General features: G+C 52.7%; 27 protein-coding genes. 24 read left to right on the top strand and 3 right to left on the bottom strand.

Annotated elements, in window-relative coordinates; all coding sequences use genetic code 11:
* Positions 1 to 109: 109 nt before the first annotated feature.
* Positions 110 to 1,057: a 23S rRNA pseudouridine(955/2504/2580) synthase RluC gene (gene rluC, locus LCD46_08285; protein ID UOY72292.1), complete on the top strand. Its 948-nt coding sequence runs from the start codon at positions 110 to 112 to the stop codon at positions 1,055 to 1,057.
* Between the two features lie 51 nt (positions 1,058 to 1,108).
* On the opposite strand, the gene LCD46_08290 is transcribed toward rluC, so the two are convergent.
* Positions 1,109 to 1,693: a Maf-like protein gene (locus LCD46_08290; protein ID UOY72293.1), complete on the bottom strand. Its 585-nt coding sequence runs from the start codon at positions 1,691 to 1,693 to the stop codon at positions 1,109 to 1,111.
* 140 nt (positions 1,694 to 1,833) lie between these two features.
* Between LCD46_08290 and yceD the strand changes: the two genes are divergently transcribed.
* The 22 genes from yceD to LCD46_08400 all read left to right on the top strand — a co-directional run bounded on the left by yceD (position 1,834) and on the right by LCD46_08400 (position 20,501).
* The gene (yceD, locus tag LCD46_08295; protein UOY72294.1) at positions 1,834 to 2,355 is read left to right on the top strand and encodes a 23S rRNA accumulation protein YceD; all 522 of its coding nucleotides are present in this window, start codon (positions 1,834 to 1,836) and stop codon (positions 2,353 to 2,355) included.
* Positions 2,356 to 2,371: 16 nt separating this feature from the next.
* Positions 2,372 to 2,545 (top strand): 50S ribosomal protein L32, encoded by a 174-nt coding sequence (rpmF, locus tag LCD46_08300; GenBank protein UOY72295.1) that lies wholly within the window; start codon positions 2,372 to 2,374, stop codon positions 2,543 to 2,545.
* An 80-nt stretch (positions 2,546 to 2,625) separates the two neighbouring features.
* Positions 2,626 to 3,660 carry a phosphate acyltransferase PlsX gene (gene plsX / locus LCD46_08305; protein ID UOY72296.1) on the top strand — a complete coding sequence of 345 codons (1,035 nt, stop codon included), beginning with the start codon at positions 2,626 to 2,628 and terminating at the stop codon, positions 3,658 to 3,660.
* Positions 3,661 to 3,666: 6 nt separating this feature from the next.
* Positions 3,667 to 4,620 (top strand): ketoacyl-ACP synthase III, encoded by a 954-nt coding sequence (locus LCD46_08310; GenBank protein UOY72297.1) that lies wholly within the window; start codon positions 3,667 to 3,669, stop codon positions 4,618 to 4,620.
* A gap of 15 nt (positions 4,621 to 4,635) precedes the next feature.
* A complete protein-coding gene (gene fabD / locus LCD46_08315; protein ID UOY72298.1) occupies positions 4,636 to 5,565 on the top strand; it encodes an ACP S-malonyltransferase in 930 nt (309 codons plus the stop codon).
* A 12-nt stretch (positions 5,566 to 5,577) separates the two neighbouring features.
* Complete coding sequence (fabG, locus tag LCD46_08320) at positions 5,578 to 6,312, top strand: 3-oxoacyl-ACP reductase FabG (GenBank protein ID UOY72299.1); 735 nt, start codon at positions 5,578 to 5,580, stop codon at positions 6,310 to 6,312.
* Positions 6,313 to 6,466: 154 nt separating this feature from the next.
* Positions 6,467 to 6,703: an acyl carrier protein gene (gene acpP / locus LCD46_08325; protein UOY72300.1), complete on the top strand. Its 237-nt coding sequence runs from the start codon at positions 6,467 to 6,469 to the stop codon at positions 6,701 to 6,703.
* Between the two features lie 89 nt (positions 6,704 to 6,792).
* Complete coding sequence (gene fabF, locus LCD46_08330) at positions 6,793 to 8,034, top strand: beta-ketoacyl-ACP synthase II (GenBank protein UOY72301.1); 1,242 nt, start codon at positions 6,793 to 6,795, stop codon at positions 8,032 to 8,034.
* Between the two features lie 119 nt (positions 8,035 to 8,153).
* Positions 8,154 to 8,969, top strand: coding sequence for an aminodeoxychorismate lyase (gene pabC, locus LCD46_08335; GenBank protein UOY72302.1), 816 nt, complete (start codon positions 8,154 to 8,156; stop codon positions 8,967 to 8,969).
* Positions 8,966 to 9,988: a cell division protein YceG gene (yceG, locus tag LCD46_08340; GenBank protein UOY72303.1), complete on the top strand. Its 1,023-nt coding sequence runs from the start codon at positions 8,966 to 8,968 to the stop codon at positions 9,986 to 9,988. The genes pabC and yceG overlap by 4 nt, the downstream gene beginning before the upstream one ends.
* A complete protein-coding gene (gene tmk / locus LCD46_08345; protein UOY72304.1) occupies positions 9,978 to 10,619 on the top strand; it encodes a dTMP kinase in 642 nt (213 codons plus the stop codon). Before yceG ends, tmk begins: the two co-directional genes overlap by 11 nt.
* Positions 10,616 to 11,620, top strand: coding sequence for a DNA polymerase III subunit delta' (gene holB / locus LCD46_08350; protein UOY72305.1), 1,005 nt, complete (start codon positions 10,616 to 10,618; stop codon positions 11,618 to 11,620). The genes tmk and holB overlap by 4 nt, the downstream gene beginning before the upstream one ends.
* Positions 11,621 to 11,630: 10 nt before the next feature.
* The gene (locus LCD46_08355) at positions 11,631 to 12,425 is read left to right on the top strand and encodes a metal-dependent hydrolase (GenBank protein UOY72306.1); all 795 of its coding nucleotides are present in this window, start codon (positions 11,631 to 11,633) and stop codon (positions 12,423 to 12,425) included.
* 297 nt (positions 12,426 to 12,722) lie between these two features.
* The gene (gene ptsG, locus LCD46_08360) at positions 12,723 to 14,156 is read left to right on the top strand and encodes a PTS glucose transporter subunit IIBC (GenBank protein UOY72307.1); all 1,434 of its coding nucleotides are present in this window, start codon (positions 12,723 to 12,725) and stop codon (positions 14,154 to 14,156) included.
* A 256-nt stretch (positions 14,157 to 14,412) separates the two neighbouring features.
* Positions 14,413 to 14,772: a purine nucleoside phosphoramidase gene (gene hinT, locus LCD46_08365; protein UOY72308.1), complete on the top strand. Its 360-nt coding sequence runs from the start codon at positions 14,413 to 14,415 to the stop codon at positions 14,770 to 14,772.
* A gap of 1 nt (position 14,773) precedes the next feature.
* Positions 14,774 to 15,148, top strand: a complete 375-nt coding sequence (locus LCD46_08370; GenBank protein ID UOY72309.1) for a YcfL family protein — start codon at positions 14,774 to 14,776, stop codon at positions 15,146 to 15,148.
* A 10-nt stretch (positions 15,149 to 15,158) separates the two neighbouring features.
* Entirely contained in the window at positions 15,159 to 15,806 is a 648-nt protein-coding gene (gene lpoB / locus LCD46_08375) for a penicillin-binding protein activator LpoB (GenBank protein ID UOY72310.1), read from the top strand.
* Positions 15,787 to 16,611 (top strand): thiamine kinase, encoded by an 825-nt coding sequence (gene thiK, locus LCD46_08380; protein ID UOY72311.1) that lies wholly within the window; start codon positions 15,787 to 15,789, stop codon positions 16,609 to 16,611. Before lpoB ends, thiK begins: the two co-directional genes overlap by 20 nt.
* Before the next feature lie 11 nt (positions 16,612 to 16,622).
* A complete protein-coding gene (gene nagZ / locus LCD46_08385) occupies positions 16,623 to 17,648 on the top strand; it encodes a beta-N-acetylhexosaminidase (GenBank protein ID UOY72312.1) in 1,026 nt (341 codons plus the stop codon).
* Positions 17,649 to 17,682: 34 nt separating this feature from the next.
* A complete protein-coding gene (ycfP, locus tag LCD46_08390; GenBank protein ID UOY72313.1) occupies positions 17,683 to 18,225 on the top strand; it encodes an alpha/beta hydrolase YcfP in 543 nt (180 codons plus the stop codon).
* A 238-nt stretch (positions 18,226 to 18,463) separates the two neighbouring features.
* The gene (locus LCD46_08395) at positions 18,464 to 19,768 is read left to right on the top strand and encodes an NAD(P)/FAD-dependent oxidoreductase (protein ID UOY72314.1); all 1,305 of its coding nucleotides are present in this window, start codon (positions 18,464 to 18,466) and stop codon (positions 19,766 to 19,768) included.
* A 193-nt stretch (positions 19,769 to 19,961) separates the two neighbouring features.
* Entirely contained in the window at positions 19,962 to 20,501 is a 540-nt protein-coding gene (locus LCD46_08400) for a glycine zipper 2TM domain-containing protein (protein ID UOY72315.1), read from the top strand.
* A 60-nt stretch (positions 20,502 to 20,561) separates the two neighbouring features.
* Here LCD46_08400 and LCD46_08405 read toward each other — a convergent pair whose 3' ends face one another.
* Positions 20,562 to 21,197 (bottom strand): TetR/AcrR family transcriptional regulator, encoded by a 636-nt coding sequence (locus tag LCD46_08405; protein UOY72316.1) that lies wholly within the window; start codon positions 21,195 to 21,197, stop codon positions 20,562 to 20,564.
* A gap of 244 nt (positions 21,198 to 21,441) precedes the next feature.
* On the opposite strand from LCD46_08405, the gene bhsA reads away from it, so the two are divergent.
* Positions 21,442 to 21,699, top strand: a complete 258-nt coding sequence (bhsA, locus tag LCD46_08410; protein ID UOY72317.1) for a multiple stress resistance protein BhsA — start codon at positions 21,442 to 21,444, stop codon at positions 21,697 to 21,699.
* A 78-nt stretch (positions 21,700 to 21,777) separates the two neighbouring features.
* Here bhsA and LCD46_08415 read toward each other — a convergent pair whose 3' ends face one another.
* Positions 21,778 to 22,743, bottom strand: coding sequence for a L,D-transpeptidase family protein (locus LCD46_08415; GenBank protein ID UOY72318.1), 966 nt, complete (start codon positions 22,741 to 22,743; stop codon positions 21,778 to 21,780).
* Between the last annotated feature and the right edge of the window lie 19 nt (positions 22,744 to 22,762).

The raw sequence follows: 22,762 nt of genomic DNA on the forward strand, positions 1-22,762 counted from the left end.
TAACCACCAAATCGGTTGCGTGAAACGGGGGGACAGGCCGGATAAAAGTAAATATAAGCATAGAAAAATGAGTGGCGCTAATGGCTGACGATATTTAGAATCGCCAACCATGAAAACAGAGACTCCAGCCGTAAAAATGGTTGTCATCGCCGAAGATGAAGCGGGGCAACGTATCGACAACTTTTTGCGCACTCAACTGAAAGGTGTGCCAAAGAGTATGATCTACCGTATCTTGCGTAAGGGTGAAGTGCGGGTTAATAAAAAGCGCGTGAAACCTGAGTATAAGCTCGAAGCTGGCGATGAAGTGCGTATTCCGCCAGTGCGCGTTGCAGAACGTGAAGAAGAGGTCGTTTCACCTAAGCTACAAAAAGTCGCGGCCCTGAGCGATGTGATCCTTTATGAGGATGACTACATTCTGGTGCTAAATAAACCGTCAGGTACTGCTGTTCATGGTGGTAGCGGTCTGAGCTTCGGCGTGATTGAAGGGCTGCGAGCCCTGCGTCCGGAGGCGCGTTTCCTCGAACTGGTGCACCGCCTTGACCGTGACACGTCCGGCGTACTGCTGGTGGCGAAAAAACGCTCTGCACTGCGTTCTTTACATGAGCAATTGCGTGAAAAAGGGATGCAGAAAGATTATCTGGCGCTGGTTCGCGGTCAGTGGCAGTCCCATGTGAAAGTGGTGCAGGCGCCATTGCTGAAAAACATTCTGCAAAGCGGCGAGCGTATTGTCCGCGTGAGCCAGGAAGGGAAACCGTCAGAGACGCGTTTCAAAGTTGAAGAGCGCTATGAGTTTGCCACACTGGTGCGCTGCAGTCCGGTGACCGGTCGTACCCACCAGATCCGCGTGCATACCCAGTTTGCAGGCCATCCTATCGCGTTTGATGATCGCTATGGCGATCGGGAGTTCGATAAGCAGCTGGCGGGCACGGGGCTGTCTCGTCTGTTCCTGCATGCGGCAGCGCTGAAGTTTACTCATCCAAATACGGGCGAAACCATCCGTATTGAAGCACCGCTGGATGAGCAGTTGAAACGCTGTTTGAAAGTTCTGCGCGGCTGATTTTGCCTGGTGCCCTCTCTCTGTGAGGGGCACCAGGACGCAACGGTTTTATCACGACGTCAGCGGATTACACGCTTCTCGCCTTAACATCTGACACAAGGCAATCAGCGGTAACCCAACCAGCGTGTTCGGGTCTCGACCTTCGAGTTTGTCGAACAGCGCAATCCCCAATCCTTCACTTTTAAAGCTCCCCGCACAGTTCAGCGGTCGCTCACGACGCACATAATCCACAATCTCTTGCTCGCTGAGATGGCGGAAGTGCACATCGAAAGGCTCGCACTCCGTTTGCAGATGGCCAGAGGCAGAGTTGTACAGCGCCAGGCCCGTATAAAAGGTGACGATATTACCGCGTGCGCTCATCAACTGCTGAATGGCATTCTCTTCGGTATGAGGTTTCCCGGTGATAACGCCGTCAAGCACGCAAACCTGATCGGAGCCTATAATCAAATGCGAAGGATAATATGCGGCGAGCGATTGTGCTTTCTCCTTAGCAAGACGCGTCACCAGATGACGCGGTGATTCGCCAGGCTGTGGCGTCTCATCAACGTCTGGTGCAGCACATTCAAACGGGATCCCGAGCTTTTCCAGCAGCATTCGGCGGTAGGGAGAAGTGGAAGCAAGTACGAGATTTGGCATATTTTTATCACCAGATATAGCGTATCGATGCCAGCCATTTTAAACTACAGGCCGCAATGTGTGCGAATAATTGGCAAAAGGCAGCCCAGGTTGCCTTTTTCTTTGACTATATGACGTTACAAAGTTAATATGCGCGCCCTATGCAAAAGGTAAAATTACCCCTGACTCTTGATCCGGTTCGTACGGCTCAAAAACGCCTCGATTACGAAGGTATCTATACTTCCGATCAGGCCGAGCGTATTGCCGAATCCGTAGTCAGTGTGGACAGTGATGTAGAATGCTCCATGTCGTTCGCTATCGATAACCAGCGTCTCGCCGTTTTAACCGGTGATGCAAAGGTAACGGTAACGCTCGAGTGTCAGCGTTGCGGGAAACCGTTTGTACAGCATGTTCACACAACGTATTGTTTCAGTCCGGTTCGTTCTGACGAACAGGCTGAAGCACTCCCGGAAGCGTATGAGCCGATTGAGGTTAACGAATTCGGTGAAATCGATCTTCTGGCTCTGGTTGAAGATGAAATCATCCTCACCTTGCCAGTGGTTCCGGTGCATGATTCTGAACACTGTGAAGTGTCCGAGGCGGACATGGTCTTTGGGGAACTGCCTGATGAAGCGCAAAAACCAAACCCATTTGCCGTATTAGCCAGCTTAAAGCGTAAGTAATTGAGGAGTAAGGTCCATGGCCGTACAACAGAATAAACCAACCCGTTCCAAACGTGGCATGCGTCGTTCCCATGACGCGCTGACTGCAGTTACCAGCCTGTCTGTAGACAAGACTTCTGGTGAGAAACACCTGCGTCACCACATCACCGCTGACGGTTTCTACCGCGGCCGCAAGGTTATCACTAAGTAATCACGCGCAAGCGTGATGAAGCTTAGTGAGGATTTCCCCGTGCAAACGGGGAATTTACCGAACCAGGCTGCGACGATACCTTGACACGTCTAACCCTGGCGTTAGATGTCATGGGGGGAGATTTTGGCCCTTCTGTGACAGTGCCTGCAGCATTGCAGGCACTGAATTCTAATTCGCAACTCACACTTCTTTTAGTCGGAAATCCCGACACAATCACGCCATTACTTGCAAAAGCTGACTTTGAACAACGTTCGCGTCTGCAGATTATTCCTGCGCAGTCAGTTATTGCCAGTGATGCCCGGCCCTCGCAGGCGATTCGCAATAGCCGTGGTAGCTCAATGCGGATGGCGCTTGAGCTGGTGAAAGAAGGGCGAGCGCAGGCTTGCGTCAGTGCGGGAAATACCGGTGCGCTGATGGGGCTGTCGAAATTGTTGCTCAAGCCTATTGAGGGTATTGAGCGCCCGGCGCTGGTGACGGTATTACCGCATCAACAGAAGGGCAAGACAGTGGTGCTCGATTTGGGCGCTAATGTCGACTGTGATAGTACAATGCTGGCTCAGTTTGCCGTGATGGGTTCGGTGCTGGCAGAAGAAGTGGTCGGGATCAACAATCCCCGTGTTGCGTTACTGAACATTGGTGAAGAAGAGACCAAAGGCCTGGACAGCATTCGCGAAGCTGCAGAATTGCTCAAACAGGTTCCTTCCATCAACTATATTGGTTATCTCGAAGCCAATGAGTTGCTGACGGGTAAAACGGATGTTCTGGTGTGCGATGGCTTCACCGGAAACGTAACGTTAAAAACCATGGAAGGGGTCGTGCGCATGTTTCTTTCTCTGCTGAAATCTCAAGGAGAAGGCAAAAAAAGCGCCTGGTGGTTGATTTTATTGAAGCGTTGGTTACAAAAAAGTCTGACGCGGCGATTCAGTCACCTCAACCCCGACCAGTATAATGGCGCCTGTCTGTTAGGATTGCGCGGCATCGTGATTAAGAGTCATGGCGCCGCCAATCAGCGAGCATTTGCTGTCGCGATTGAACAGGCAGTGCAGGCGGTGCAGCGACAAGTCCCTCAGCGGATTGCCGCTCGCCTGGAATCTGTATTAGCTAAAAGTGACTGAGCGTACATGTATACGAAGATTTTAGGTACCGGCAGCTACCTGCCAAAACAAGTGCGTACCAACGCCGATCTGGAAAAAATGGTAGATACGTCTGACGAGTGGATTGTCACGCGCACAGGTATCCGTGAACGTCGTATCGCCGCGCCAGACGAAACCGTGTCCACCATGGGTTACGAAGCCGCACAGCGTGCTATCGAAATGGCGGGCATCGATAAAGAAGAGATTGGCCTGATCGTGGTCGCCACGACGTCAGCCACGCATGCTTTCCCAAGCGCGGCGTGCCAGGTGCAAAACATGCTCGGCATTAAGGGCTGTCCGGCGTTTGACGTCGCTGCTGCGTGTGCAGGTTTCACCTATGCGCTGAGCGTTGCCGATCAGTATGTAAAATCCGGTGCCGTGAAATATGCGCTGGTCATTGGTGCTGACGTTCTGGCGCGTACCTGCGATCCAACCGATCGCGGTACGATCATTATTTTTGGTGATGGTGCGGGTGCGGTACTGCTGGGCCAGTCCGAAGAGCCGGGCATCATCTCCACGCATCTGCATGCCGATGGAAGCTACGGTGAATTGCTGACGCTGCCTAACGCCGATCGCGTTAACCCGGATAACTCCATTTACCTGACAATGGCGGGTAATGAAGTCTTCAAGGTAGCGGTGACTGAGCTTGCGCACATTGTCGACGAGACGCTGGAAGCCAATAACCTTGAACGCACCGCACTCGACTGGCTGGTGCCGCATCAGGCGAACCTGCGAATCATCAGCGCGACCGCTAAAAAGCTGGGCATGTCGATGGATAACGTTGTGGTGACGCTGGATCGTCACGGCAACACCTCTGCGGCATCGGTACCGTGCGCATTTGATGAAGCGGTACGTGATGGACGAATTAAACGGGGCCAACTGGTCTTGCTTGAAGCCTTCGGTGGTGGGTTCACCTGGGGTTCCGCGCTGGTTCGTTTCTAGGATAAGGAATAAAAAATGACGCAATTTGCTTTTGTATTCCCGGGCCAGGGATCTCAAACCGTAGGGATGTTGTCTGAAATGGCAGCAAATTATCCGGTAATTGAAGAGACTTTCCGTGAAGCTTCAGATGCACTGGGTTATGATCTGTGGGCACTGACTCAACAGGGGCCGGCTGAAGAACTGAACAAAACCTGGCAGACTCAGCCAGCGCTGCTGACTGCATCCGTTGCGCTGTGGCGTGTCTGGCAGCAGCAGGGCGGTAAAGCGCCAGCGCTGCTCGCGGGTCACAGCCTGGGTGAATACTCTGCGCTGGTGTGTGCCGGTGTGATCGCGTTTGCTGATGCGGTACGTCTGGTGGAACTGCGCGGTAAATTCATGCAGGAAGCCGTACCAGAAGGCACGGGTGGCATGTCTGCCATCATCGGCCTTGATGATGCCGCCATTGCGAAAGCCTGTGAAGAATCAGCCGAAGGTCAGGTCGTTTCTCCGGTTAACTTCAACTCGCCGGGCCAGGTGGTTATCGCCGGTCATAAAGAAGCGGTTGAACGTGCGGGTGCTGCCTGTAAAGCCGCGGGCGCGAAGCGTGCTCTGCCATTGCCAGTGAGCGTGCCGTCACACTGTGCGCTGATGAAGCCTGCTGCCGACAAACTGGCGGTTGAGCTGAAAAAAATTACGTTTAACGCACCGACAATTTCCGTTGTGAATAACGTCGATGTGAAATGCGAAACAGCGCCGGACGCTATCCGTGACGCGTTGATTCGCCAGCTCTACAGCCCGGTACAGTGGACCAAAACCGTTGAGTTTATGGCGTCACAGGGCGTTGAGCATCTGTATGAAGTCGGTCCAGGTAAAGTCCTCACCGGTCTGACAAAACGTATTGTTGACACCCTGACAGCTTCGGCGATTAACGAGCCAGAAGCGATGTCAGCGGCACTCTCGCAATAAAAGAGGAATACCATGAGTTTTGAAGGAAAAATCGCCCTGGTGACGGGTGCAAGCCGCGGTATCGGGCGTGCAATTGCTGAAACACTGGTTGCGCGCGGCGCGAAAGTGATTGGTACAGCAACCAGCGAGAATGGCGCTCAGGCCATCAGCGAATATCTGGGTGCAAACGGTAAAGGTCTGGTACTGAATGTGACTGAACCTGCATCCATCGAATCTGTTCTGGAAAATATTCGCGCAGAGTTCGGCGAAGTGGATATTCTGGTAAACAATGCCGGGATCACTCGTGATAACCTGTTAATGCGAATGAAAGACGACGAGTGGAACGATATTATCGAAACCAACCTGTCATCTGTATTCCGTCTGTCAAAAGCGGTAATGCGCGCTATGATGAAAAAGCGTCATGGTCGTATTATCACTGTCGGTTCTGTGGTTGGTACCATGGGAAATGCTGGTCAGGCTAACTACGCTGCGGCGAAAGCAGGTCTGATTGGTTTCAGTAAGTCGCTGGCGCGTGAAGTCGCGTCTCGCGGTATTACTGTGAACGTTGTTGCTCCGGGCTTTATTGAAACGGACATGACGCGTGCGCTGACTGAAGAACAGCGTGCGGGTACACTGGCAGCAGTTCCTGCAGGTCGCTTAGGTGACCCTAAAGAAATTGCCAGTGCGGTTGCATTTTTAGCCTCTGACGAAGCGGGTTACATCACTGGTGAGACCCTCCACGTCAACGGCGGGATGTACATGGTTTAATCACGATGAAAAATATTTGCGTTATTGTAGGGATTGGCCTCAAAATAACGTAAAATCGTGGTAAGAACTGCCGGGATTTAGTTGCAAATTTTTCAACATTTTATACACTACGAAAACCATCGCGAAAGCGAGTTTTGATAGGAAATTTAAGAGTATGAGCACTATCGAAGAACGCGTTAAGAAAATTATCGGCGAACAGCTGGGCGTTAAGCAGGAAGAAGTTGTGAACTCCGCTTCCTTCGTTGAAGACCTGGGCGCAGATTCTCTTGACACCGTTGAGCTGGTAATGGCTCTGGAAGAAGAGTTTGATACTGAGATTCCGGACGAAGAAGCTGAGAAAATCACCACCGTTCAGGCTGCCATTGATTACATCAACGGTCACCAGGCGTAAGTGAACATCTCCAGGCGGTCATTCGACCGCCTGAGTTTTATCTTTTTTGTCCCACGAATCCCTTTTTTATCCCTCCCTGGAGGACAAACGTGTCTAAGCGTCGTGTAGTTGTGACCGGACTTGGCATGTTGTCTCCTGTCGGCAATACCGTAGAGTCCACCTGGAAAGCTCTCCTTGCCGGTCAGAGCGGCATCAGCCTAATCGACCATTTCGATACTAGCGCCTATGCAACGAAATTTGCTGGCTTAGTAAAGGATTTTAACTGTGAAGAGATCATCTCGCGTAAAGAACAGCGCAAGATGGATGCCTTCATTCAATATGGAATTGTCGCTGGCGTTCAGGCCATGCAGGATTCTGGTCTTGAAATTACGGAAGAGAACGCAACCCGTATCGGTGCCGCTATTGGCTCCGGAATTGGCGGTCTTGGCCTGATTGAGGAAAACCATACATCTCTGATGAATGGTGGCCCGCGTAAGATCAGCCCGTTCTTTGTTCCGTCCACGATTGTTAACATGGTGGCGGGTCATCTGACCATCATGTTTGGCCTGCGTGGGCCAAGCATTTCTATCGCGACCGCATGTACGTCCGGCGTGCATAACATCGGCCAGGCCGCGCGTATCATTGCGTACGGCGATGCAGATGCTATGGTTGCGGGTGGTGCTGAAAAAGCCAGTACCCCGCTGGGTGTGGGTGGTTTCGGTGCCGCGCGTGCGCTGTCTACCCGCAACGATAACCCTCAGGCGGCAAGCCGTCCGTGGGATAAAGACCGTGATGGTTTCGTACTGGGTGATGGTGCGGGTATGCTCGTGCTGGAAGAGTACGAACATGCTAAAAAACGCGGCGCGAAAATTTATGCTGAAGTCGTTGGCTTTGGTATGAGTAGCGATGCTTACCACATGACGTCGCCTCCAGAGAACGGCGCAGGTGCTGCGCTGGCTATGGAGAACGCGATTCGTGACGCGGGTATTACCCCGGCACAGATTGGCTACGTTAACGCGCACGGCACTTCTACGCCAGCAGGCGATAAAGCGGAAGCTCAGGCTGTTAAGTCTATCTTCGGCGAGTCTGCCAGCCGCGTACTGGTGAGCTCCACGAAGTCCATGACCGGCCACCTGTTGGGCGCGGCGGGTGCAGTAGAGTCTATCTACTCCATTCTTGCCCTGCGCGATCAGGCTGTTCCGCCAACCATCAACCTGGATAACCCGGATGAAGGTTGCGATCTGGACTTCGTTCCTCACGAAGCGCGCCAGGTCAGTGGCATGGAGTACACCCTGTGTAACTCCTTCGGCTTTGGTGGTACGAATGGTTCCCTGATTTTTAAAAAGGTCTGAGCCTGACTGCCTGATGGCGATAAAAAGGTCCGCTTGTCGGACCTTTTTTATTCGGTTTTATCCCCTTGTCCGATGTTATTCACCTTGCCAGACTGTACGACCACGCATAAGGAGCCAGTATGTTTCTAATCAATGGCCTTGAGCAGGACACGCTGCCTGCAAGCGACAGGGCGACTCAGTTTGGTGACGGCTGCTTCACCACGGCGCGCATTCATCATGGCGATGTCTGTTTACTTGCAGAGCATATCCGACGATTGCGGGGTGCCTGTGAAAAACTGCTGATCCCTTTCACGGACTGGGACACCCTTGCCGGCGAGATGGCTCAATGGGCAAAAGGGCACTCCAGCGGCGTGCTGAAAGTGATCATCAGCCGTGGTAGTGGTGGCCGGGGCTACAGTGGCGCGAGCTGCCAGCATCCGGTGCGGATCCTCTCCGTTTCTGCATATCCTTCACATTATGAACGTTGGCGTCATGACGGTATCACGCTTGAATTAAGCCCGGTACGCCTTGGGCGAAACCCTGCGCTAGCCGGAATAAAACATCTTAACCGTCTTGAGCAGGTCTTGATTCGTGCTCATCTTGACCAGTCAGACGCAGACGAGGCCCTGGTCCTTGACAGCGAAGGGTTCATTACTGAATGCTGTGCGGCTAATTTATTCTGGCGGCAGGGCAGCGATGTCTTTACGCCGAAGCTTGATCAGGCTGGCGTAAATGGCATTATGCGCCAGTTTTGTCTACAGCAACTGGCACACTCTGGTTTTCGCGTTGTCGAAGTTAACGCAGCTGAGAATGCGCTGATAACAGCAGAAGAGGTCGTTGTCTGTAATGCGTTAATGCCAGTTGTACCTGTTCGCGCCTGCGGCCAACATCGCTGGTCATCGCGCGAGCTGTATCATTTTTTAGCCCCGTTATGTGAGCAAACCAGAACGTCATGAAGAAAATGTTGCGCTTTATCCTGCTCCTGGTTGTTGTGCTGGCTATTGCTGGCGGAGTCGGAGTGTGGAAGGTTCGTCAGCTGGCGGACAGCAAGCTTCTGATCAAAGAAGAGACAATATTTACCCTTAAAGCAGGAACCGGACGTCTGGCGCTGGGTGAACAGCTTTACAGCGATAAAATCATTAACCGTCCGCGTGTCTTCCAGTGGTTATTGCGTATCGAACCTGAGCTGTCGCATTTCAAAGCCGGTACCTATCGTTTTACACCTGGCATGACCGTCAGAGACATGCTGCAACTGCTGGAAAGCGGTAAAGAGGCTCAATTCCCTCTGCGTTTTGTGGAAGGGATGCGCCTGAGCGATTATCTCAAACAGCTGCGTGACGCGCCGTATATCAAACATACGTTAAAAGACGATAGCTATCAGACGGTGGCTGACGCGCTGAAGTTTGAACACCCGGAATGGGTGGAAGGCTGGTTCTGGCCAGACACCTGGATGTACACGGCAGGCACGACCGATGTGGCGATTTTGAAGCGGGCACATAAAAAAATGGTCACCGCGGTGGATTCCGCCTGGGAAGGGCGAATGGAAGGGCTGCCATATAAAGATCAAAACCAGTTTGTCACGATGGCCTCAATCATAGAGAAAGAGACGGCCGTCGCGGCCGAGCGCGATCGGGTTGCATCGGTGTTTATCAACCGTCTGCGCATCGGTATGCGTCTGCAAACCGACCCTACTGTCATCTACGGCATGGGAGAGAGTTATGCGGGTAAGATCTCGAGAAAAGATCTTGAGACGCCAACGGCGTATAATACCTACGTGATTAGCGGGTTACCGCCAGGCCCGATTGCCACACCAAGTGAAGCTTCTCTGCGTGCGGCCGCACATCCGGCTAAAACACCGTATCTCTATTTTGTGGCTGATGGAAAAGGGGGGCATACCTTTAACACCAACCTTGCCAGCCATAATCGCTCTGTTCAGGACTATCTGAAGGCACTTAAGGAAAAAAATGCGCAGTAAATACATTGTCATTGAGGGACTCGAAGGGGCGGGTAAAACCACCGCTCGCAACGTGGTGGTTGATACACTCAACGCGCTCGGCGTTGCGGACATGGTCTTTACCCGCGAGCCGGGCGGTACGCAACTGGCTGAGAAGTTGCGTAGCCTGGTGCTGGATATTAAATCCGTTGGCGATGAAGTTATCACGGACAAAGCTGAAGTTTTGATGTTTTACGCGGCGCGCGTTCAGCTGGTTGAGACGGTGATCAAACCCGCCCTGGCCGAGGACAAGTGGGTCATCGGCGACCGTCACGATCTGTCGACTCAGGCGTATCAGGGGGGTGGGCGTGGTATTGACCAGACGATGCTGGCCACGCTGCGTAATGCCGTGCTCGGTGATTTTCGTCCCGATTTGACGCTCTATCTGGATGTGACCCCGGAAGTGGGTCTGAAACGTGCCCGTGCGCGCGGTGAACTGGACCGTATTGAGCAGGAATCTCTCGACTTCTTTAACCGCACTCGTGCGCGTTATCTGGAGCTGGCAGCGCAGGATAGTTCTATTCGCACTATTGATGCGACCCAATCTCTGGAAGAGGTTACCCGCTCTATTCAGCAAACCGTGACGCAGTGGCTTCGGGAGCAGCAGGCATGAAATGGTATCCATGGTTGCGCCCACACTTTGAACAGCTGATCGGCAGCTATCAGGCGGGTCGGGGGCATCATGCGTTACTGATTCAGGCGTTGCCAGGGATGGGGGATGATGCGTTGATTTATGCCATCACCCGTTTTCTGATGTGCCAGCAACCGGAAGGGCACAAGAGCTGTGGTAAATGCCGTGGCTGTCAGCTGATGCAGGCGGGCACGCATCCTGACTACTACACGCTTGAGCCTGAGAAGGGCAAAAACACGCTGGGTATTGATGCCGTGCGTGAAGTCAGTGAAAAATTGTACGAACACGCGCGACTGGGCGGCGCAAAAGTGGTCTGGCTTAAAGACGCCACACTGCTTACTGAGGCGGCAGCGAACGCACTCTTGAAAACCCTGGAAGAGCCGCCGGAAAAAACGTGGTTCTTCCTCTCTTGCCGTGACCCGGGACGATTACTGGCGACGCTGCGCAGTCGTTGTCGGCTTCATCACCTTGCAGTGCCTCAGGAATCGTGGGCGTTAAGCTGGCTGGAGCGAGAGGTGACAATGTCACAAAATGGTGCGCTGGCCGCATTGCGTCTGAGCAGCGGTGCGCCTGCTGCAGCTCTGGCACTGCTGCAACCTGATGTCTGGTCGCAGCGAGAGACGCTCTGTAAGGCAGTCGACGCTTCACTCAACACCCATGACTGGCTAAGTTTACTGCCTGCACTGAATAGCGATCAGGCCGTTGAACGTCTGCACTGGCTGGCCTCCTTACTTCTGGATGCACTTAAGATCCAGCAAGGTGCAACGCTGCTGACCAACCTGGATGTGTGGCCGCTGGTGAACACACTGGCAAACGGCCTCTCAGGTACGGTTCTGCACGCTATCCTTCATGAGGTTTGCCAGAGCCGTGAACAGCTTTTGACAGTCACTGGTCTTAATCGCGAGCTGTTACTGACCGACCAGTTACTGCGTATTGAACATTACCTGCAACCATGCATCACACCGCCTGTTTCCCATCTCTGAGAGAGACATTATGTTTTTAGTCGACTCACACTGCCATCTTGATGGCCTGGATTATCAATCTCTGCATAAAAACGTGGATGACGTGCTGGCGAAAGCCGCCGCCCGCGATGTGAAATTCTGTCTTGCGGTAGCAACCACGCTGCCGGGCTACCGCTCCATGCGTGAGCTGGTGGGCGTTCGCGATAACGTGGTGTTCTCCTGCGGCGTGCATCCGTTGAATCAGGACGAGGCGTACGACGTTGAGGACTTACGTCGTCTGGCGGCGGAAGAGGGTGTCGTTGCGATGGGTGAGACAGGGCTGGACTATTTCTACACACCTGAAACTAAATCTCGCCAGCAGGAGTCCTTCCGCCATCATATCCGCATTGGCCGCGAACTTAACAAGCCGGTCATTGTTCATACCCGCGATGCGCGTGCCGATACGCTGGCGATCCTCCGGGAAGAAAACGTGACGGATTGTGGTGGCGTACTACACTGTTTCACAGAAGACAGAGAAACGGCGGGTAAACTGCTTGATTTGGGGTTTTATATTTCGTTTTCTGGGATCGTGACGTTCCGTAATGCAGAGCAGCTCCGTGATGCTGCGCGTTATGTTCCGCTCGATCGCATTCTGGTGGAAACAGACTCTCCTTATCTGGCACCGGTACCGCATCGCGGTAAAGAGAACCAGCCAGCCATGACGAGAGATGTAGCTGAGTACATGGCCGTGCTTAAAGGTGTCAGTATTGAAGAGCTGGCCCGCATCACGACCGAAAACTTCTCTACGCTGTTCCATATCGACCCAGCCCGCCTGCAATCTGTTTGATACACCTGTTTTTTTTAGGCTCGTAATTAATAAATAAAACGAGTAAAGTTCACCGCCTCATTTGGGGCGGTGAGGGTGTTTTTAGACACATCCAGACATGCTTTTTGTAAATAACTGAAAGTTTTTCGACCGCCTTAAGCTGAAACGTGATAGCCGTCAAACAAACCCAGAGGGAATTATTTTACTCTGTGTAATAAATAAAGGGCGCTTAGATGTCCCGTCCACGGCACGGTACTCCCCCCGGGCCAATGCGTGAAAGCGTAAAAAAAGCACAAATACTCAGGAGCACTCTCAATTATGTTTAAGAATGCATTTGCTAACCTGCAAAAGGTCGGTAAATCGCTGATGCTGCCAGTATCCGTACTGCCTATCGCAGGTATCCTGCTGGGTGTCGGTTCTGCAAACTTCAGCTGGCTGCCAGCCGTAGTATCCCATGTGATGGCCGAAGCAGGCGGTTCTGTCTTTGCTAACATGCCTCTGATCTTCGCGATCGGTGTGGCTCTGGGCTTCACTAATAACGACGGCGTTTCTGCGCTGGCAGCAGTTGTGGCCTACGGCATCATGGTGAAAACCATGGCTGTGGTTGCACCACTGGTTCTGCACTTACCTGCAGAAGAGATCGCTGCGAAACACCTGGCTGATACCGGTGTTCTGGGCGGTATCATCTCCGGTGCGATTGCGGCCTATATGTTTAACCGCTTCTATCGCATCAAGCTGCCTGAGTATCTGGGCTTCTTCGCGGGCAAGCGTTTCGTTCCGATCATCTCTGGTCTGGCAGCGATTTTCACTGGCGTGATCTTGTCCTTCATCTGGCCACCAATTGGTTCCGCGATTCAGGCATTCTCTCAGTGGGCGGCCTACCAGAACCCAGTTGTTGCGTTCGGTATCTACGGCTTCGTTGAACGCTGCCTGGTACCATTCGGTCTGCACCACATCTGGAACGTACCTTTCCAGATGCAGATTGGTGAATACACCAACGCGGCAGGCCAGGTATTCCACGGTGATATCCCACGCTACATGGCGGGTGACCCAACTGCAGGTAAACTGTCAGGTGGCTTCCTGTTCAAAATGTACGGTCTGCCGGCTGCTGCGATTGCTATCTGGCACTCTGCTAAGCCAGAAAACCGTGCAAAAGTGGGCGGTATCATGATCTCCGCAGCGTTGACCTCGTTCCTGACCGGTATCACCGAGCCGATCGAGTTCTCCTTCATGTTCGTTGCGCCGATCCTGTACGTTATCCACGCGATTCTGGCGGGTCTGGCGTTCCCAATCTGTATCCTGCTGGGTATGCGTGACGGTACGTCCTTCTCTCACGGCCTGATCGACTTCATCGTTCTGTCCGGTAACAGCAGCAAACTGTGGCTGTTCCCAATCGTTGGTGCGTGCTATGCCGTTGTTTACTACACCATCTTCCGTGTGCTGATCAAAGCACTGGACCTGAAAACTCCAGGTCGTGAAGATGCAACAGAAGACAGCAAAGCAGGTGCAACCAGCGAAATGGCTCCGGCACTGGTTGCCGCGTTCGGCGGTAAAGAGAACATCACTAACCTGGACGCGTGCATCACCCGTCTGCGTGTGAGCGTTGCCGACGTCGCGAAAGTAGACCAGCCTGGCCTGAAAAAACTGGGTGCAGCAGGTGTTGTTGTGGCTGGTTCTGGTGTTCAGGCAATCTTCGGTACTAAATCCGATAACCTGAAAACCGAAATGGATGAGTACATCCGCGGCCACTAAGTTGTGACCAGGGGAGACTAAGGCAGCCGAATGGCTGCCTTTTTTATTGGTGCGGAATATGTCTTAAAAAACGTCTCTAATGCGCGCAAGCGGTCACTCTTCATACAGCAGATGAACATTCGGGAAAGAAATCGGGGGAGAAGGTTGAAAGGACAGGAGAAACTCGCTCATACTCTTGCGTTATGCCACACGATCCTTGAGAGAGTGTGTTAACAGCGGATGCACCACGTCAGACTAAACACAAAAGGAAAAGGTCATGGCTGAAGAAACGATTTTCAGTAAAATTATCCGTCGCGAAATTCCTTCGGATATCGTCTATCAGGATGAACTGGTGACGGCTTTCCGGGACATTTCCCCTCAGGCACCGACTCACATCCTCATCATTCCTAATATTCTGATTCCAACCGTAAACGACGTAAAAGCCGAGCACGAACTGGCGTTAGGTCGTATGCTGACGGTGGCCGCGAAAATTGCTGAACAGGAAGGGATTGCTGAAGACGGCTACCGCCTGATCATGAACTGTAATCGTCATGGCGGCCAGGAAGTTTATCATATTCACATGCATCTGCTGGGTGGACGTCCTCTGGGACCGATGCTGGCACATAAAGGTCTTTGACATGCTTAAAGGGCGTATTGCAGCGCTGATACTGATGGTGATGATTGCGGGGTGCAGCTCGCGTCCGGCGATCCCCGTGAGTGATGAACAGACGCTGGTGATGGAATCTTCTGTGCTTGCTGCGGGCATCACGGCGCAACAACCTGCGTTGACCATCAGTGAAATCAACTCTTCTGCTTCCTCTACGCTCTTTAATGAAAGACATGAGCCTGTGACGGTTCATTACCGTTTTTTCTGGTATGACGTAAGAGGTCTTGAAATGCACCCGCTGGAGGCGCCGCGCAGCGTCACGATTCCGCCAAGGTCGTCGGTAACGCTCTATGGCAGCGCCAACTATCTGGGTGCACATAAGGTGAGACTTTATCTTTATCTGTAAGGGGTGAACCTTGATTAAAAATATGAGCCGTTATGCGCTCGTGACAGCTTTTGCTTTATTCCTCGCAGGGTGTGTGACCCGTACTGAGCAGCCTGCGCCTGTGGAAGAAGCTAAACCCGGGACTGAGCAGCCGACACAACCCACGCAGCCGGAGCCAACCGTGCCGTCTGTACCGTCAATCCCGTCGCAGCCGGGCCCGATTGAACATCCGGATCAGACGTCACAACCAGCGCCACGCGTGCGTCATTATGACTGGAACGGTGCGATGCAGCCGATGGTGGGAAAAATGCTGCAGGCTCAAGGCGTGACGGCAGGCAGTGTGTTGCTGGTGGATAGCGTGAACAACCGTACCAATGGTTCACTGAACGCGGGTGAAGCGACAGAGACGCTGCGCAATGCTCTGGCAAACAACGGTAAGTTTACGCTGGTCTCGGCTCAGCAGCTCGCGGTGGCTAAACAGCAACTGGGCCTGTCACCACAGGATAGTCTCGGTACCCGTAGCAAGGCGATCGGTATTGCCCGTAACGTAGGTGCACAGTACGTGTTGTACTCTAACGCCACCGGGAATGTGAATACACCAGCTCTGCAGATGCAATTGATGCTGGTACAGACAGGCGAAATTATCTGGTCAGGTAAAGGTGCCGTTACGCAACAGTGAATTTACGCGTGAAGAGATCCTGACGCGTTATTTTCCCCAGTATTGCCTTATCGCGCCGCAGGCCCATTCCGGGCTTGGCGGCGCGAGTTGCATTATAGAGCATGGTGAACAACGACTGGTGCTGCGGCAGAATCATGATCCTTTCGCTCCTGCTTCCCATTTTCGTCGTCAGTTTCGTGCCCTGAAGCGTCTTCCGTCGGATCTTGTGCCTGAACCCTGTTTTTTCCGGCAGGGCTGGATGGCTGTTGCGTATCTGGCGGGTGAGGTCAAAAGCGAGCTCCCGGACACCCCTGTGCTTGCGGCTATGTTGTATCATTTGCACCAGCAGCCGCGTCTGGGGTGGCGAATCGCACTGCTTCCATTGCTTGAGCACTACTGGCAGCAAGCCCTGCCAGACAGACGTACTCCAATGTGGCTTGCACATCTTAAACGGCTGCGTAAAGCGGGTGAGCCACAGCCTATGCGGCTCTCTCCGTTGCATATGGATGTTCATATCGGGAACATTGTTCATACGTCAGCAGGAGCCAGGCTTATCGACTGGGAATATGCCGGAGACGGCGATGTTGCGCTTGAGCTGGCGGCAGTCTGGACAGAGAGTGAAGCCGCGCGGCAAAACCTCGTCCGAGACTACGCCAGGATGGCACATTTTGATGTTGAAGCGCTTGCGCGTCAGGTCAGGCGGTGGCGACCATGGGTCGTGATGCTGATGGCTGGCTGGTTTGAAATGCGTTTGCAGCAGTCCAGAGACAAACAATTTATTGCGCTGGCAGACGATGCCTGGCGTCAGTTACAAACTAAAGGATAAGAGAGGTTGGTGTGGGTCCAGTCATGTTGGATGTAGAAGGGTTTGAACTGGATGCGGAAGAGCGTGAGATTCTGGCGCATCCGCAGGTGGGTGGTCTGATCCTGTTTACCCGCAACTATCACGATCCGGCACAGCTGCGTGAACTGGTGCGCCAGATCCGCGACGCATCGCGCAATCATCTGGTGGTGGCCGTCGATCAGGAAGGTGGACGCGTGCAGCGTTTTCGCGAAGGTTTTACCCGTCTGCCAGCAGCCCAGTCTTTTGCTGCGCTGCTGGGTACAGATGAGGGGGGAAAACTGGCGCAGGAAGCTGGCTGGCTGATGGCCAGTGAAATGATTGCCATGGATATCGACATTAGTTTTGCCCCGGTTCTGGACGTGGGACATATCAGCGCTGCCATTGGTGAACGCTCATATCATGAAGATCCACGTATTGCGCTGGCGATGGCGACCCGGTTTATCGACGGCATGCACGATGCGGGAATGAAAACCACCGGGAAACACTTCCCGGGCCACGGTGCAGTGACCGCGGACTCGCACAAAGAAACTCCGCGCGATCCGCGCCCGGAAGCGGAAATTCGAGCCAAAGATATGTCGGTGTTCCGCTCGCTTATCACCGATAACAAGCTGGACGCCATTATGCCAGCGCACGTGATTTACAGCGACGTCGACCCGCGTCCTGCCAGCGGCTCTTCGCACTGGCTGAAAACCGTTCTGCGTCAGGAGTTGGGGTTCAATGGCGTGATTTTCTCAGACGACTTGTCGATGGAAGGGGCCGCGATTATGGGCAGCTATGCGGAACGCAGTCAGGCGTCGCTGGATGCAGGTTGCGATATGATCCTGGTCTGCAATAATCGTAAAGGTGCCGTTAGCGTGCTGGATAACCTGTCGCCGATCAATGCACAGCGTGTTACACAATTGTATCATAAAGGTTCATTTAGCCGTCAGGAGTTGATGGATTCGGCCCGCTGGAAGGCGGTCAACGCCCGGCTTGAAGACCTGAATGAGCGCTGGCAGGCACATAAAGCCAGCCTGTAAACCCTCCCGGAAGGCGTAGCGTGGTGAGAAGACAATGATCATCTATTTACACGGTTTTGACTCAAACAGCCCAGGTAATCATGAGAAGGTGTTGCAACTGCAGTTTATTGATCCGGATGTTCGGCTGATCAGTTACAGCACGCGCCATCCGAAGCATGATATGCAACATCTTCTCAAAGAAGTGGACAAGATGTTGCAGCTCAACGTCGATGACCGTCCGTTGATTTGCGGTGTAGGACTGGGCGGCTACTGGGCGGAACGCATTGGCTTCCTGTGCGACATCCGCCAGGTGGTGTTCAATCCTAACCTTTTCCCGAACGAGAATATGGAAGGCAAAATTGACCGTCCGGAAGAGTACGTCGATATTGCGACCAAGTGCGTCAGCAATTTTCGTGAGAAAAACCGCGACCGCTGTCTGGTGATCCTTTCACGTAAAGATGAGGCGCTCAACAGCCATCGGGCTGCTGAACTGCTGCATCATTACTATGAAATTGTCTGGGACGAAGAACAGACGCACAAATTCAAAAACATCTCACCGCACCTGCAGCGTATCAAAGCGTTTAAAACGCTGGGTTAACCTCTTATCCGCAGGCACCAAAGCCCGGCCGCGAAAGCGTACCGGGCTTTCTTTTTGACCAGAATTGTCTACTTTTAAGCCATCAAAACTTGATGCATATCAATTTTGGTATGACCAATGCGCCTGACGTGGTATTCTCAATGCACCTGAATGGTTTCAGTGCTGTAACCTGTTGTTAATTAAGGGTTATTTTTATAACTTTTAATTAACAATTGGTTAATAATTTGAGGGGGTCACGTTGACTACGCCATTGAAAAAGATAGTGATTGTAGGCGGTGGTGCTGGCGGGCTGGAGCTGGCTACACAGCTGGGCAAGAAGCTGGGTCGCGGTAAAAAAGCCAAAATTACGCTGGTAGATCGTAACCACAGCCACCTGTGGAAACCGTTGCTGCACGAAGTGGCAACCGGTTCTCTGGATGAGGGTGTGGATGCGCTCAGCTATCTGGCGCACGCGCGCAACCATCATTTCCAGTTCCAGCTGGGCTCGGTGGTGGATATCAACCGTGAAAGCAAAACCATCACCCTGGCAGAGCTGCGCGATGAAAAAGGGGAGCTGCTGGTTCCTGAGCGTAAATTGGCGTATGACACGCTGGTCATGGCGCTGGGTAGTACCTCCAACGACTTCAACACGCCAGGCGTGAAAGAGCACTGTATTTTCCTCGATAACCCGCACCAGGCACGTCGTTTCCATCAGGAAATGCTAAACCTGTTCCTGAAGTACACCAGCAATTTGGGTACGAACGGTAAAGTTAATATCGCCATTGTCGGCGGTGGTGCGACGGGCGTAGAGCTGTCTGCGGAACTGCACAATGCGGTGAAACAGCTGCACAGCTACGGTTACAAAGGGTTAACCAACGAAGCGCTGAACGTCACGCTGGTTGAAGCCGGTGAGCGCATTCTGCCTGCGCTGCCGCCACGTATTTCCGGTGCGGCGCACAATGAGCTCACCAAACTGGGCGTGCGGGTGCTGACGCAGACGATGGTGACCAGCGCAGACGAAGGTGGCTTGCACACCAAGGACGGCGAATACATCAAAGCGGATCTGATGGTCTGGGCAGCGGGTATCAAAGCACCTGACTTTATGAAAGATATCGGCGGCCTGGAAACGAACCGCATTAACCAGCTGGTGACGGAGCCGACGCTGCAAACTACACGTGATCCTGAAATTTTTGCTATCGGTGACTGTGCTTCCTGCGCGCGTCCTGAAGGTGGATTCGTGCCGCCGCGCGCCCAGGCTGCTCACCAGATGGCAAGCCTGGTGCTGCACAACATTCTGGCGCAGTACAAAGGCAAGCCATTGAAAGGCTATGTCTATAAAGACCACGGTTCTCTGGTATCGCTGTCAAACTTCTCTACCGTCGGCAGCCTGATGGGCAACCTGATGCGTGGCTCAATGATGGTAGAAGGGCGCATTGCCCGCTTCGTGTATATCTCCCTGTACCGTATGCACCAGATTGCGCTGCACGGCTACTTCAAAACCGGGCTGATGATGCTGGTGGGCAGAATCAACCGTGTGATCCGTCCGCGTCTTAAGCTGCACTAATCTTTCACTCCCTCCGGGTCCTCCGGAGGGAGTTTTTAGCATATCATGCTGCTCATCATAGATTGAGTGCTTAAGAGTTCTCCTAAATACAATATATCTCCTCTCAACGCCCCTTTTTTGATCCTTTATCTTATTGGCGAAGCCTTGTCTCCATTGCAAAATTGTTACCAATAGCAACAAAGGAGGAAGTCCCGTGAATAAATCAATGTTGGCGGGTATAGGGATTGGCGTCGCGGCTGCGTTAGGTGTGGCTGCCGTTGCCAGTCTCAACGTATTAGATCGCGGCCCGCAGTATGCACAGGTGGTTTCTGCTACACCGATTAAAGAAACCGTGAAAACCCCTCGTCAGGAGTGCCGCAACGTCTCCGTGACGCACCGTCGTCCGGTACAGGATGAAAACCGCATTGCCGGTTCTGTTCTGGGTGCGGTAGCGGGGGGCGTGATTGGTCACCAGTTTGGTGGTGATCGGGGTAAAGATGTGGCGACCGTGGTCGGCGCGCTGGGCGGCGGCTATGCCGGTAACCAGGTGCAAGGCGCGATGCAGGATAATGATACCTACACTACGACTCAGCAACGCTGTAAAACCGTCTATGACAAGTCGGAAAAAATGCTGGGTTATGACGTGACGTACAAAATTGGCGATCAGCAGGGCAAAATCCGCATGGATAAAGATCCTGGCACACAAATTCCACTGGATGGAAATGGCCAGCTGGTTCTGAATAACAAAGTGTAAAAAAGATGTTCTCTGAATTTAGCTCCTCATGCGCTCAGGCTGAGGAGCTTTTTTTTTGCTTCAGATTTTGAGTAGTTCAGGCCACAGTCGTAGGGTGGTGTCGGTAATACTCTGCAGTTTTTCCAGCGTTGCGCCTTCACGTGCGCTTATCGACATCCCCTGCAAAATACAGCTCAGGTATTGCGCCAGTATCTGTGGATTGCAATGCGCGGGAATTTCACCACGCTGCTGACGCTGTGCCAGAAACGCACTTAGCGTCTCCTCCTGCATGGCATGACGCGACTTCACCGTTTTAGCGATCTCTTTAGAGGACGCCGCAAGGGTGGCAGAGGTGTTAATCATAAAGCAGCCCGCAGGCGTATCTTTACTGGTGAAGCAAGTGGCGACGGTAGTGAAAAAGTCCCGTAGCGCCTGTTCAACGCTTTTCTCTTCACAAAAAAGTTGGGCTTCGTGCTTCGCTGCAAAGCGCGAAATGTATCTGTCCAGCACTGCCCTGAACAGCCCCTCTTTATTGGTAAATTCGGCATACAGCGTTGGCGCTTTGGCTCCGGTAGCTTCTACCAGATCGGAAAGCGAAGTTGCTTCATACCCATGTTGCCAGAAGAGAGTCATGGCCTTATCAAGCGCTGCATCCCTGTCAAACACTTTTGGTCGGCCACGGCTTTTCTTCGCACAACTCGTGACATCGGTTGTCATTTGCCGTTGGTCCTCTGTTGGTTTGGTGAATGACCATTATAAAAATAAACGCAACCCACCACCAGTGCAGAATGCTTAAAAATAAATTAATCATATGCGTATGAAAAATAACGACTTTAAAAATAAGTTAATGCTTGTTATAAAATTATGTTGACGCGTGACTTGGATCACATTTATTATTTACCTATCGATCGTTAACTAAATGATTAACGACCTCCAAATTCATCTGCTAAAGGTAAACATCATGAAAAACGTAAAAACCCTCATCGCTGCTGCAGTCCTGAGTTCACTTTCATTCGCAAGCTTTGCAGCTGTACAGGTGCAATCCACCCCTGTAGATCAGCATAAAGTTGGCACTATCTCTGCGTCTGCCGGTACTAACCTGGGCTCCCTGGAAGATCAGCTGGCGCAAAAAGCACAAGAGATGGGTGCAAAATCTTACCGCATCACCTCTGTTACCGGTCCTAACACGCTGCACGGCACTGCTGTTATCTACAAATAAGCCCGGCTGAACCCTCATTTATGCCACTGCAATAAAAAAACGCCCTGCATGAGCAGGGCGTTTTTCTTATCTGTGCGTTTACATCGCCTGTGAAGCGACGTTGTGATGTCGGGTGACATCGGTTGGCATTCCCGACCGGGCCTCCATTGCGCGCTCCATGACTACGCCATCGGTGCTGGTATTCGTTTTAAAACTTACCATTGCGGCATTCAGGTTAATGGGCAATGTCTGCGGGTCATCGCCGATGTTTTTCGATAATGGCTGGTGAACTTCTACCAGTCGCACGCCACCCGGCTCTTCCGAGACTTTAATCGGCGTATTGATAATATTCACCTTGGTTCCCGGTGTGATGACGTTGAAAAGCGTCTTGATATCGTCATCACGCAGACGAATACAGCCGGAGCTGACGCGCATGCCGATGCCAAAGTCTGCATTCGTTCCATGCAACAGATAGACACCACCGTAAGCCGCCAGGCGAATCGCGTGGTGACCCATTGGGTTGTCAGGTCCTGCCGGGACAACAACCGGAAGGTCGATGCCCTGTGCTTTATAACGGGCACGAATATTAGCCGTGGGTGTCCAGGTTGGGTTAGCGCGCTTATCTGATACTGTGGTAACCATCGTTGGCGTCAGGGTATCACCGCCCAACTGACCAATACCGATAGGGTAGACAGTAACTTCATTCTTACCCGGTGGGTAATAGTAGAGACGTAACTCTGCCAGATTTATGACGATCCCCTCGCGCGGGGCGTCCGGCAGGATTGTTTGCAACGGGATGGTGAGTACGCTGCCCGCACGCGGTACATAAGGGTCCACGCCAGGGTTCGCCTGAAGAAGCGCCAGAAAACCGACGTTATATTTTTTAGCAATCGCTTCCAGTGAGCCACCATTGTTTTCAACCACATGAAAGCGGTTTTCCCCCACGACCTTGCTGCCCGGTGGTGGAAGTGGCCAGGTGTTTGCACGGGCAGGAAGCGCAACCGCGACGGTGGCTGCCAGCGCAAACAATGTTATCCAGCGAGTAAAACGCGAAGAGGTCATCATTACCATAGTCCATATAAAT

This window comes from Enterobacter ludwigii (assembly GCA_023023105.1).
Classification (GTDB): domain Bacteria; phylum Pseudomonadota; class Gammaproteobacteria; order Enterobacterales; family Enterobacteriaceae; genus Enterobacter; species Enterobacter adelaidei.

What these genes read in the sequence shown, in the direction of transcription:
- fabG (UOY72299.1), top strand. Translation starts at nt 5,578, where the DNA reads ATGAGTTTTGAAGGAAAAATCGCCCTGGTGACGGGTGCAAGCCGCGGT.
- ycfP (UOY72313.1), top strand. Translation starts at nt 17,683, where the DNA reads ATGATCATCTATTTACACGGTTTTGACTCAAACAGCCCAGGTAATCAT.
- LCD46_08290 (UOY72293.1), bottom strand. Translation starts at nt 1,693, where the DNA reads ATGCCAAATCTCGTACTTGCTTCCACTTCTCCCTACCGCCGAATGCTG.
- rpmF (UOY72295.1), top strand. Translation starts at nt 2,372, where the DNA reads ATGGCCGTACAACAGAATAAACCAACCCGTTCCAAACGTGGCATGCGT.
- holB (UOY72305.1), top strand. Translation starts at nt 10,616, where the DNA reads ATGAAATGGTATCCATGGTTGCGCCCACACTTTGAACAGCTGATCGGC.
- fabD (UOY72298.1), top strand. Translation starts at nt 4,636, where the DNA reads ATGACGCAATTTGCTTTTGTATTCCCGGGCCAGGGATCTCAAACCGTA.
- hinT (UOY72308.1), top strand. Translation starts at nt 14,413, where the DNA reads ATGGCTGAAGAAACGATTTTCAGTAAAATTATCCGTCGCGAAATTCCT.
- pabC (UOY72302.1), top strand. Translation starts at nt 8,154, where the DNA reads ATGTTTCTAATCAATGGCCTTGAGCAGGACACGCTGCCTGCAAGCGAC.
- yceD (UOY72294.1), top strand. Translation starts at nt 1,834, where the DNA reads ATGCAAAAGGTAAAATTACCCCTGACTCTTGATCCGGTTCGTACGGCT.
- LCD46_08355 (UOY72306.1), top strand. Translation starts at nt 11,631, where the DNA reads ATGTTTTTAGTCGACTCACACTGCCATCTTGATGGCCTGGATTATCAA.
- LCD46_08405 (UOY72316.1), bottom strand. Translation starts at nt 21,197, where the DNA reads ATGACAACCGATGTCACGAGTTGTGCGAAGAAAAGCCGTGGCCGACCA.
- acpP (UOY72300.1), top strand. Translation starts at nt 6,467, where the DNA reads ATGAGCACTATCGAAGAACGCGTTAAGAAAATTATCGGCGAACAGCTG.
- LCD46_08370 (UOY72309.1), top strand. Translation starts at nt 14,774, where the DNA reads ATGCTTAAAGGGCGTATTGCAGCGCTGATACTGATGGTGATGATTGCG.
- rluC (UOY72292.1), top strand. Translation starts at nt 110, where the DNA reads ATGAAAACAGAGACTCCAGCCGTAAAAATGGTTGTCATCGCCGAAGAT.
- LCD46_08415 (UOY72318.1), bottom strand. Translation starts at nt 22,743, where the DNA reads ATGATGACCTCTTCGCGTTTTACTCGCTGGATAACATTGTTTGCGCTG.
- tmk (UOY72304.1), top strand. Translation starts at nt 9,978, where the DNA reads ATGCGCAGTAAATACATTGTCATTGAGGGACTCGAAGGGGCGGGTAAA.
- bhsA (UOY72317.1), top strand. Translation starts at nt 21,442, where the DNA reads ATGAAAAACGTAAAAACCCTCATCGCTGCTGCAGTCCTGAGTTCACTT.
- yceG (UOY72303.1), top strand. Translation starts at nt 8,966, where the DNA reads ATGAAGAAAATGTTGCGCTTTATCCTGCTCCTGGTTGTTGTGCTGGCT.
- ptsG (UOY72307.1), top strand. Translation starts at nt 12,723, where the DNA reads ATGTTTAAGAATGCATTTGCTAACCTGCAAAAGGTCGGTAAATCGCTG.
- LCD46_08310 (UOY72297.1), top strand. Translation starts at nt 3,667, where the DNA reads ATGTATACGAAGATTTTAGGTACCGGCAGCTACCTGCCAAAACAAGTG.